This window comes from Wenzhouxiangella limi (genome assembly GCF_010499265.1).
Lineage (GTDB): Bacteria > Pseudomonadota > Gammaproteobacteria > Xanthomonadales > Wenzhouxiangellaceae > Wenzhouxiangella > Wenzhouxiangella limi.
Genome location: NZ_JAAGSC010000023.1, coordinates 219,648 through 229,616, shown reverse-complemented (window position 1 = coordinate 229,616; position 9,969 = coordinate 219,648). Strand labels below are relative to the sequence as shown.

General features: G+C 56.8%; 16 protein-coding genes. 15 read left to right on the top strand and 1 reads right to left on the bottom strand.

Translation table 11 applies throughout. The annotated features are described in order from the left end of the window. The 15 genes from G3I74_RS01245 to G3I74_RS01175 all read left to right on the top strand — a co-directional run. On the top strand, positions 1–273 hold a 273-nt coding region (locus tag G3I74_RS01245; RefSeq protein ID WP_239056497.1), incomplete at its 5' end, for a BrnT family toxin. After that, positions 266–517, top strand: coding sequence for a BrnA antitoxin family protein (locus G3I74_RS01240; RefSeq protein ID WP_239056496.1), 252 nt, complete (start codon positions 266–268; stop codon positions 515–517). The genes G3I74_RS01245 and G3I74_RS01240, both read left to right, overlap by 8 nt. Positions 518–726: 209 nt before the next feature. Continuing rightward, entirely contained in the window at positions 727–972 is a 246-nt protein-coding gene (locus tag G3I74_RS01235; protein ID WP_164209315.1) for a type II toxin-antitoxin system CcdA family antitoxin, read from the top strand. After that, entirely contained in the window at positions 972–1,271 is a 300-nt protein-coding gene (locus G3I74_RS01230; RefSeq protein ID WP_164209312.1) for a CcdB family protein, read from the top strand. Before G3I74_RS01235 ends, G3I74_RS01230 begins: the two co-directional genes overlap by 1 nt. A gap of 175 nt (positions 1,272–1,446) precedes the next feature. Continuing rightward, positions 1,447–1,704 carry a type II toxin-antitoxin system Phd/YefM family antitoxin gene (locus G3I74_RS01225; RefSeq protein ID WP_164209309.1) on the top strand — a complete coding sequence of 86 codons (258 nt, stop codon included), beginning with the start codon at positions 1,447–1,449 and terminating at the stop codon, positions 1,702–1,704. Continuing rightward, a complete protein-coding gene (locus G3I74_RS01220; RefSeq protein ID WP_164209306.1) occupies positions 1,692–2,015 on the top strand; it encodes a type II toxin-antitoxin system RelE/ParE family toxin in 324 nt (107 codons plus the stop codon). Before G3I74_RS01225 ends, G3I74_RS01220 begins: the two co-directional genes overlap by 13 nt. A gap of 109 nt (positions 2,016–2,124) precedes the next feature. Next, positions 2,125–2,322 (top strand): type II toxin-antitoxin system HicA family toxin, encoded by a 198-nt coding sequence (locus G3I74_RS01215; RefSeq protein ID WP_164209303.1) that lies wholly within the window; start codon positions 2,125–2,127, stop codon positions 2,320–2,322. Beyond that, complete coding sequence (locus G3I74_RS01210) at positions 2,319–2,558, top strand: hypothetical protein (protein ID WP_164209299.1); 240 nt, start codon at positions 2,319–2,321, stop codon at positions 2,556–2,558. Before G3I74_RS01215 ends, G3I74_RS01210 begins: the two co-directional genes overlap by 4 nt. Before the next feature lie 125 nt (positions 2,559–2,683). Next, positions 2,684–2,944, top strand: coding sequence for a DUF2442 domain-containing protein (locus G3I74_RS01205; RefSeq protein WP_164209296.1), 261 nt, complete (start codon positions 2,684–2,686; stop codon positions 2,942–2,944). Between the two features lie 217 nt (positions 2,945–3,161). Beyond that, positions 3,162–3,806, top strand: a complete 645-nt coding sequence (locus G3I74_RS01200; protein ID WP_164209293.1) for an HAD family hydrolase — start codon at positions 3,162–3,164, stop codon at positions 3,804–3,806. Between the two features lie 169 nt (positions 3,807–3,975). Next, a complete protein-coding gene (crcB, locus tag G3I74_RS01195; RefSeq protein WP_164209289.1) occupies positions 3,976–4,356 on the top strand; it encodes a fluoride efflux transporter CrcB in 381 nt (126 codons plus the stop codon). Between the two features lie 82 nt (positions 4,357–4,438). Continuing rightward, on the top strand, positions 4,439–4,933 hold the full coding sequence (locus tag G3I74_RS01190) for a nucleotidyltransferase family protein (protein WP_164209284.1): 495 nt from the start codon (positions 4,439–4,441) through the stop codon (positions 4,931–4,933). Positions 4,934–5,070: 137 nt separating this feature from the next. Beyond that, on the top strand, positions 5,071–5,955 hold the full coding sequence (locus tag G3I74_RS01185) for a DMT family transporter (RefSeq protein ID WP_164209281.1): 885 nt from the start codon (positions 5,071–5,073) through the stop codon (positions 5,953–5,955). A 3-nt stretch (positions 5,956–5,958) separates the two neighbouring features. After that, the gene (locus G3I74_RS01180) at positions 5,959–6,978 is read left to right on the top strand and encodes a sodium:calcium antiporter (RefSeq protein WP_164209278.1); all 1,020 of its coding nucleotides are present in this window, start codon (positions 5,959–5,961) and stop codon (positions 6,976–6,978) included. Between the two features lie 64 nt (positions 6,979–7,042). After that, entirely contained in the window at positions 7,043–9,268 is a 2,226-nt protein-coding gene (locus tag G3I74_RS01175) for a glycosyltransferase (protein ID WP_164209274.1), read from the top strand. Here G3I74_RS01175 and G3I74_RS01170 read toward each other — a convergent pair. Further along, positions 9,250–9,924, bottom strand: coding sequence for a TVP38/TMEM64 family protein (locus G3I74_RS01170; protein WP_164209271.1), 675 nt, complete (start codon positions 9,922–9,924; stop codon positions 9,250–9,252). The genes G3I74_RS01175 and G3I74_RS01170 overlap by 19 nt on opposite strands. Between the last annotated feature and the right edge of the window lie 45 nt (positions 9,925–9,969).

The following is a 9,969-nucleotide window of genomic DNA, read 5'->3' as shown; positions in this document are numbered from 1 at the left end:
AGGCGCATGGAGATCGAATTCGACCCGGAAAAGGCGGCATTTAACCTCCGCAAACACCGCGTCAGCTTTGCGCATGCGGAGCAGGCGCTCCGCGATCCACTTGGCCTCACCATTGAGGATCCCGACTCGGAAGGTGAGCTCCGCTTCGTCACTCTTGGCGCAGATTCCCTGGGACGAATTCTGGTCGTAGTCCACACCCCGCGGGATGATCGGGTCCGAATCATTTCCGCGCGAAAAGCCAGCCGAAACGAGGCAAGGAACTACCATGCGTAAAGAGTATGACTTCAGTAAGGGTAAACGAGGCCCTGCCGTAGAATCTCCCGGGAAGACCCGCATCACCATCATGCTTGACAACGACATTATTGAGTCATTTCGAGCGCGGGCTGAAGCCAGAGGCATTGGCTATCAGACCGCGATTAATGAGGCGCTCCGGGCAGCCCTAAATGACGAGAATGTGCCGTTAACTGCCGGCAAGCTTAGGGAGATACTTCGGCAGGAGTTGCTTCATGCCGACTAAGCGCCCAACAAAATGCTCAAGCGGACGCGGGGTAACTTTCGAGGGGGCAAAGCCGGGCCGGCTCCGTGCCCGCGCCGCTTAGCATAGAAGTTATGCGACTGGATTGGAGCATTCCCTCGCACCGCCGAAAAGACCCCATAGAAGGCATGTTTGATGCGCGTGTGGTATGGGCATATAATTAGCGCATTGACTCGAACCGGGACCGAACCATGCAGGCCGCTGATTCTCTCAAATCCACCCGTAAGCCAACCAACCTATCGCTGGATAGTGCTCTTCTCAAAGAGGCGAAAACCCTTGGAATCAATGTATCACGGTCCGCGGAAGCCGGCATCGCGGAAGCCGTGAGAATGCATAAGCAGGAGAAGTGGCTTAAAGAAAATGCCAGCGCCCTGGCAAGCTCGAACTCATACGTTGAAGCTAACGGCTTGCCCCTGGCTCGCCACCGCCAGTTCTGATGGCCCGTTTTGACATCTTCAAGAATAAGGGAGAGGCTGGCTATCTTCTGGACGTTCAGTCAGATCTTCTCAGCGGGTTGAATACGCGAGTTGTCGTACCGTTGTTGCCGAAATCCTCCGCGCCATCCCCTGCCCAGCGGCTTAATCCGGTATTTAGCATTGAGGGTCAAGAGATTGTAATGGCCACGCAGTACATGGCCGCTGTACCCGAAGGCGAATTGCGTTCTGCAGTCGGCAGCCTCGCCGAGAAACAAGATGAAATCTCTGCAGCACTAGATATCTTGTTTTTGGGGTTTTAATGCAAGGATTCATGTTCTGTCGTCCCATGCCGCCCTCGCCTAACAAAGGGTTCAACCGGTAGCGGGAAAGCTCCGGGCCGGCGAAGCCGGGCAAGTCCGGTGGCGGGGCCGGTTAACCCAAACGTTAGCTTTCAGGGTGCTTGCATTTAGCATTGTGATACTTTAGTATCACTATATGCGAACTGAACTCGTCACGACTCTGAAACGAAAAGCCACGGATCTGCTGTCGGAATTGGCCAAGGACAAGGAGCCAATCCTGATCACGCAGCATGGACTGCCTTCGGCGTATCTCATTGATGTAGACAGCTACGAAAGGCTGCAGGCCAGGATGAAGCTGTTGGAAGGGATAGCCCGGGGAGAGTGCGCTGTGGATGAGGGGCGCACCGTCTCGAACGATCAAGCCAAGGCCAAGATGGCCCGATGGCTGAAGTAATTTGGTCTGCCCCCGCGCTGGCAGACCTGGATGCTATTGCAGATTACATAGCACTTGAAAATTCAGCGGCGGCAAAAAAGCTCGTTGGGCGAATTTTCGAGCATGTGGATCAACTCGAAGCACACCCGGACAGTGGCTCGAAACCCCAGGAATTTGATGGGTGGCGTTACCATCAGCTTATCGAGCCCCCATGCCGCATCATCTATCGGCACGACAAAGTGCAGGGTCGCGTATACATTTTGCACGTCATGCGCAGTGAGCAAAGGCTTCGCCGCAGCAAGCTGGTGAGAGATTGGAGCGCTGAAAGCTAACAATGCGCTCAAGTTCGTTCCGGCCCTACGGGCCTCCACCGGTCGCGGCTAAAGCCGCGCCGCTTAGCTAAGGCGTTATGCGATCAAATGAATCAGCTGGGGAGGTGACGTGCCACCAAAAGTCAGGGAGCTGATTAAATCCCTCAAACGAGCGGGCTTCGAAGATCGCGGTGGAAAGGGAAGCCACCGGAATTTCGTCCACCCGAAAGTGTCGAAGCCTGTGACGATTTCTGGCAAACTCGGAGAGGATGCCAAGAAGTACCAGATTCGGGCCGTAGAAAAGGCGGTCCAGGAGGCCAAGAAATGAAGGAAGGTGCCCTTTACGCCAAGGTTGTGGAATGGTCCGAAGAGGATCAGTGTTTTGTGGGTAGCGCGCCGGGCCTGCTTTATGGAGGTTGCCACGGGACGGACGAAAAGGAGGTTTTCGCCGAACTTTGCCAGATCGTAGAAGAAGCCATCGAGCTGTATCAACAGGAAGGCAAGCCCCTTCCTCCCCCTACGGCTGGCCGCGATCTCGCCAATGCCTTGCAGCAAATCGCATAACAAAGGGTTCAACCGGACCCCGGTAAGCTTCGCGGCGGCAAAGCCGGTTTGGCTCAGCGGCGCGGCCGGTTAACCCAAACGTTATGTGCTGGAGAGATAGATGAGCCCCACAGTATTTCGAGAACGTGGTTATAGGTTCTTCTTCTTCCCCCGTTGAGGTAACTAATATCTCCGGTTTTGGAATCTGGCTCTTGGTTAGGGAAAAGGAAATGTTTCTGCCCTACGACGAGTTTCCTTGGTTCAAAGACCGTCCCGTGAGGGAGATAGTCAATGTCGAGGAACCGCAGCCTGGTCATTTCTATTGGCCCGAGCTCGATGTCGACTTGACGGAGGAAATCATCGAGCAACCTGAGCGCTTTCCGATGCGGGTAAAGCAGCTAATATAAAGTCTGAACCACGACAAGACTGATTAAACTGCATGGTGGATCTCTTGTGGGCTTTTGATGTAAGGATTCATATTTTGGCAGGCCATGCCGCAGCTGCCTGAAAATGCATTCAACCCGGACGCGGATAAAGCCTGCGCCGGGGCAATGTCCTCGCACTGTTTTCCGCTGCGCTGCAAACCAGACAAAAACGCGGACGCTGTGCGCTTGGGTACGAAACATGCACGTTGTATGCTTTGACGTAGACGGGACGCTTGTCTCATCGGCCGGCTTTGACGGAGAGCTTTACGCGGAAGTTATTCGGGATGTGCTGGGCGTTGAGCTAAAAGCCGATTTATCCCAGTATCAGAACGTGTCGGATAGTGGCATTCTCGCTGAGATCATAGAGAGATTCCCCGACGCCAATGAGAGAACTCGTTTGGCACGAGACGTCCAGGGCAAGTTTGTCGAATGCACCAAGCGGTACGTCGCGGATCACCCCCACCTCATCCGGGAAGTTCCGGGGGCCGTGGCCCTGGTAGAGGCTCTGCGCAGGTCGCCGAAAGTCGCGGTCTGCATTGCCACTGGCGGTTGGGCCGAAACAGCCGTGTTGAAGCTCCGCGCCATCGGTCTCGATCCGAGCGGTCTTCCCATGGCGACCAGTTCGGATGCGGTCAGGCGCACCGAAATTATGCGCCTGGCGGAGTCACGAGCAACACAGGGAGTGATTACGCGGCGAACATACTTCGGCGATGGTGCTTGGGACAAAATCGCCGCGGCGGAGCTTGGATATGGTTTCGTGGCGGTCGGACATGGTGTAGATCACCACGTGAGCTATCCGGACCTGAGGGATCTAGAGACGATTCTCGGGCAGCTGGGCGTATAACACGCCAATCAAGATGGGACCGGATCAAGAGGCCAACCAACGTCGTTTAACCCTGCAAGGAATCCCTTCTGCGTGGCGATTTTTTTCTTGCCGCGGTGATTCCGGCGGCGAGATGCTGCGGAATTTAAGGTAACCGAACCACCGGACCGAGAGAAATGAGTGAGCGCACATGAAATCAGTCTTGATCGTTGCCTTGGGCGGTGCTATGGGCTCTGTCCTTCGTTATCTTCTCTCCGCCTGGGCGCTCCAGCACTCGGTGGGCTGGCGATTTCCCGTGGGCACGTTTGCGGTCAACGTCCTCGGCTGCGCCCTGGTCGGGGTTCTGGCTGGCCTGCTGGTCAAGCACCATGTTTTCTCGCCGGAAGTACGCCTGTTTCTCTTCACCGGTCTTGCGGGGGGCTTTACCACGTTCTCGGCATTCGGCCTAGAAACGTTCAACCTGATACGGCGAGATGAAGTGCTGATCGCTGGAAGCTACGTTGTTTCCAGCGTCGTTATCGGTCTGGTTGTTCTCTGGCTGGGCTTCAGCCTGGTCTCTGCCCGTGGTTAGAGGGATGTCTGACCAAATACACGAGCCAGCGGCAAGCCATGCAGAAACGATCACGCATTGGCTCGTGCAGGACGCGCCGCGCATGGCAGCGCTTGCGATCGCCGCCGACATGGGTCTGCCGGACTGGTGCCTGGCCGCGGGCTTTGTGCGCAACCTGGTCTGGGACCGGCTTCACGGATTCGATCACGCGACGCCGCTCAACGATCTCGACCTGGTGTACTTCGACCCCGAGGACGCCAGCGAAGCCCGGGATCTTGGAATCGAGCATGCCCTGCGCCAATGCCTCAATTTGCCCTGGTCGGTCAGGAACCAGGCGCGCATGCACCTGCGCAATGGCGATCGACCGTATGCCTCCACGGCCGACGCGATGAGTTACTGGGTCGAGGTGGAAACCGCCGTCGGTGCCCGATGGAGCCAGACCGGCGCCATCGCGCTGGTGGCGCCTTTCGGCCTGGACGCGCTGATGGCCGGCACCGTCACGATCAACCCAAAACGCCCGAAGCCGGCGGATTTCCGGAGCCGGGTGGCGAGCAAGCGCTGGCTGGAGATCTGGCCGCAGCTGGTCGTCGAAACCTGACCGTTCCGCGGTCGCCTTGCCCGACTGCTTTGAGCACCTTGCTGCAGACTGAGTAATGCTGCGTGCTAGTCTGGGTGCATGGCTAGTTGCTGGAGACGTATTCAGCTTCCCGGGCAAGTCAGGCTGGAGAACAGGCGATGAGCATCAGCGCGGCGTTCGTCCTGCTGGCCGCATTCTTTTGGGGTCTGTCCGGCGGCATCGGTGGCGTTCTGATTTCCGACGGCTGGGATCCGCTGGTCGTGTCTTTCTATCGGGGTACGATCGGTCTGGTATTCGTCGGCGCATGGCTGGCTTTACATCCGCAGGATAATGGACTGAAAGACCCGTGGTTGTGGTTCTGGTCGGTGCTTGCCGGCATCGGTATTGCGGGCAATTTTACTTTTTATTTCATGAGCATCGATCATGGCAGTATCGCAGTAGCCGCGACTTTGATGTACACCGCGCCGGTGTTTGTATACCTTATTTCTTTTGCCCTTAAGCTTGAACCGCCCACCCTGCTGAAGTGGATTGCCGTCGCCTTGGTCACCGCCGGTATCGTGTTGCTGACGGAAGTCTATGACATCGATGGTGGAAGTGTCACACGCGTCGCGGTCGGAGCGGGGCTTCTTGCGGCACTTTCCTACACATTGTTCATTTTCGGACTCAAAAGGGCAGCCTTGCACGGCAGTCCGCAGGCCACGCTGTCAATCGCGTTTGCGATACTGGCCGTGCTGCTCGCCTGGCCGGCCGATAACAGCCAGTTACTGACAGCCTTGACGACAAGCGACTGGCCGCTGTTTGTCGCCCTGGGCGTGCTGGGAGCCGGATTGTCATTTGTGTTTTATGTCGTGGGGCTCAAAAACACCGCGCCCGCGATCGCGGCGGTCGTTGCCATGGTGGAGCCGGTCACCGCTTCGTTGTTCAGCGTGGTGGTTTTGACCGAAAGACTAACCCTGTTGCAGACATTCGGCATGGCACTGATTCTGCTTACCGTCACCGCACTGAGTGTTCATTCGAGTAATGGAAAACAAGCTTCGGAATAGACTGTGTTCTCCTCGCTGACGCCCGCATTGCTGTCTTTCTTTTTTGCCGCCGCGGGCATCGTTGTCGCAGGCACTCATCTGGCCCGAACCGCGGACGAACTGGCCGACCGCACCGGTTTGGGCGAGGCGATGTTCGGTATTCTGATGCTCGCCGGCGTCACCTCGCTGCCGGATTTTGCTGCCACCCTCAGCGCAGCGGTCGATTCGCGGCCCGATTTGGCCATGAGCAACGTCATGGGCAGCATGGCCGCCAATCTCATGTTCCTCGGCGTTGCGGACGCGGTTTATCGAAAGGCCAATCTGGAGCATGCCGCGGCATCGTCGAGCACGCTCATGCAGGCGGCGTTATTGATCGTCTTGCTGACGCTGCCGATGCTTGCGATTGCAACGCCGTCGGCGTCACTGTGGGGTTTGCACCCCATCACGCTGGTGATCGTTGGCTCCTATCTGTTCGGACTGTACCTTATTCGCGGCGCCCAGGAGCATCCGATGTGGTTTCCCCGCCGTACTCGGCAGACGGTACAGGACAAACCCGAAGAACATGCGCGCGGCGGCCTGGCAAAAGCCTGGATGATTTTCGTCGGCCTGGCAATCGTCACAGCGATTGCCGGCTGGGTCTTGATGGAGTCGGCCAAGGTCATAAGCGACCAGACCGGACTTTCCGAGACCTTGGTCGGCGGGGTGTTTACCGCGCTGGTCACCTCCTCGCCTGAACTCGTGACGACGATCGCGGCCGTGCGTGCCGGGGCGCTGACCCTGGCGGTCAGCAATATCTTCGGTACCAACTGCTTCAACATGCTGGTCGTTGCCGCCGCCGACGCCGGATATCCGGATGGTTCCATCTATTTCCATATGGAGCCGGGGCAGATGGTCTGGGGCCTGGTCAGCGTTCTGATGACGTCTATTCTGCTACTCGGAATGGTCCGGCGCCAGACCTACGGCATCGGTCGAATAGGGTTCGAAAGCGCACTGGTTCTGGTGATCTACCTACTAACGCTGCTCACGGTCATGGTAAGAGGATGAAAACCGTTGCCAATACAGCGCCGCCCGGTCGGGCAGCGACGGCAGGGCTGCTCAGAGATTTTTCATGATCCAGCGCGACCGATGGCTCAAAATCTTCTACTTCACCAGCCTGGTGCTGCTGACCGGGTTGCTGGCTCACCGGGCCTATTTGTACCTGGCTACGCCGGATTTCCTATCAGTTCATGCCGCCCAGCTGGCAAAGATTACCGAGGCGGCCCCTTCAGATGATGAACTGAAATTTGCCGTCGTCGGCAACGTGAATAATTCAGTCAGAATATTCGGTGAAGAGATTGTGCCGGTGATCAACGCCGGAGATTATGATTTCGTTGTTTCAGCGGGAAATGCCGTCTCTTCGGGCCGTGAAGAAAGTTACCGCGCGATCCACCGGCTTTTCCGTCGCCTTGAGCCGCCCTATTTGCTGACGTTCGGTGAAAATGAGTATAGCGACTTTGGTAGCTATCGCTTTTACGAACAGTTCGGGCCCCATTTTTTCTCGTTCCGGCTGAAGGATTCGCTGTTTGTTTTTTTGGATGGGACGGGTAAATCCGATACCGCCTGGCAACTCATGTGGCTTGAGCGCGAACTGGCCCTTCCGAACCTGCAAAACCGTTTTGTTTTCATCGGCACACCGCTGCATCCGCCGCTCCAGGAAACGCCCGTATTCGAGTCTGAGAACTACCTGGATAACGAGGCGTTCCGCCGACCGCTGATGGATCTGCTGGAGAGCCATGAAGTCGACGTGGTTTTCTCAGCTAACCTGTCCGTTTATTCTCGCTTGACTATCGACGGTGTGGAGTACATCACCACCGGTGGAGCCGGCGGGCCTTTCGTTACCGGCGAAACACCTTTCCATCATTTTGTCGACGTTACTGTTGCTGGCGAGAGCGTGAGCATTCAGCCGGTGCTTTTTGATATTCATCTGCCGGCATGGCGTCGCGTTCTTGACGGGATGTGGTCGGCGACTTATGCGTTCTTCCATGTCAGTTTCCTTCGCTTCCTGCTCATTATTACTGCTCTGGCGCTGCTTGCGGTTTATCTGCACCGATTGCTTTTCGAAAACAAGGATTACTATCCTGATTTCGACGTCGATGAGGCACCGTATCGAGACCGATCTCTGCGCGTAGCCATGTACTCGAACAATTACTTTCCGTTCGTTTCAGGAATAACGGTGTCTGTTGATCGGCTACGCCGCGGACTTGAGGCCTTGGGTGATCAGGTCTTGTTGTTTGTGCCTCGTTACGACCGGGATACCAGGAGTGATCCAGCCGTTGAGCGAGCGCCAACGTTAGCTGCATTCGGCAATAAGGGTGAATTCCGATTGTCGAACTTATTCCACTTGCAGCTTTTTACGCGGCTGAGATCCTTTCGTCCTGATGTTATTCACGTTCATCATCCATTCTGGCTGGGCTCGGTCGGGCTGTTTCTCGGCCGTCGGCTTCGGGTGCCCGTCGTCTATACCTATCACACTCGCCTTGAGCACTACGCTCATTTCGTTCCGTTGCCCGGCCCGCTGTTTCGCAACTTGATCTCGCACTACCTGATCAAGCGCTTTTCAAACAAATGCGACGGCGTCATTGTCCCGACGCAGTCGGCGGAAGAATACCTGCGCATGGTTGGCGTAAAGACCACGACATTGATTCAGCCAACCGGAATTGATCTGGGCGACGAGCAGATGCCATCGGCAGAAGAAGTGGCCTGCCTTCGCCAGCGACTAGGGATTGCAGAAACAGAGCTAGTCCTGATCAGCGTTTCGCGTTTGAGCAAGGAAAAGAATATCGGTTTCATGCTGCGGTGTCTGAAAAAGATCAAAAGCGCCGACCTGCCGCCTTTCCGACTGTTGCTGGTTGGTGAGGGTCCGGGACGCGGTCAGCTGGAAACCCTCATCGGAGAGCTTTCCCTGCAAGATCGAGTGATCCTGGCCGGCAGCGTGGAGCCTGAGCATATGAATCGCTACTATGCGCTGGCCGACGTCTTTGTGTTCGCTTCGCGCTCAGAGACCCAGGGGATGGTGATTCTGGAGGCAATGGCCGCCGGTCTCCCTGTGCTGGCGGTACGGTCCAGTGGTATCGATGACGTGGTTCAGGAGGGCAAGACCGGCTTCAAGACGACAGAAAACATCGACGCGTGGGGCGGCCAACTGGAGCGCTTGCTGTGCGATTCAGATCTGCGTGAACGCCTGAGCCGGCGGGCCCTTGAGCTTGTTCGCACACACGATATCAGTGCTTTTTCCCGGAACGTGCGAAACTTTTACGTCCGTGTGATGGCCCAGTATCATGCGCGTGGCCGGTAGCTTCGACGTCGAAGCAGCACAAGAAACAAAATAAGCACCAGCAAAATGCCAAGTGACAGGATCGCATCCCGTCTGTCGGTCGCACGCATCAGGCTTGCCAGCTCGCTGCCGATCAGGGTGACGGCGGCCAGACCGGGCAGAATGCCCAGAGCAGAGCCGGCCAGATAATCACGAAACCGCAACCGAAGCGCCCCGGCCATCAGGTTGGTCAGCGTGAACGGAGCCAGTGGAAGCAGGTTGATCAGGGTCATGGCTGGAAGCGCCTTACCGTTCAAGAAGCTTGCCGCGTCCCGGGCGCGTTGGCCGCCAAAGCTCATCAGCGCAGTGTGACCGAGTCGCCTGCCGATCCAGTAAGTTACGACCGAAGAGCTGAGTGTGCCCACCGCAGCATAGACAAACCCCCAGGCTGGACCGAAAAGCAAGCCGCACAGCACCACCAGAATCGTCAGCGGAAACATGACCAGCAAGGACAGACAGAAAACACCGGTTACCAGGAACACCATCCATGGACTGTCGCGGTAAGCCCGTGGTACAGAAATCCATTGCTGCAAAAGCTCAGCACTCAAAACACCCTGTGTGGCTAGCCATTGCCAGCCGAGCGCCAGCGCGAGCAGTGTCAGGACGACAAGCAGCAGAATCGGGCCCGGACGAGACATTCGTACAGGATATACCCTGACTTTCACTTTGTCGGAACCTTCGCC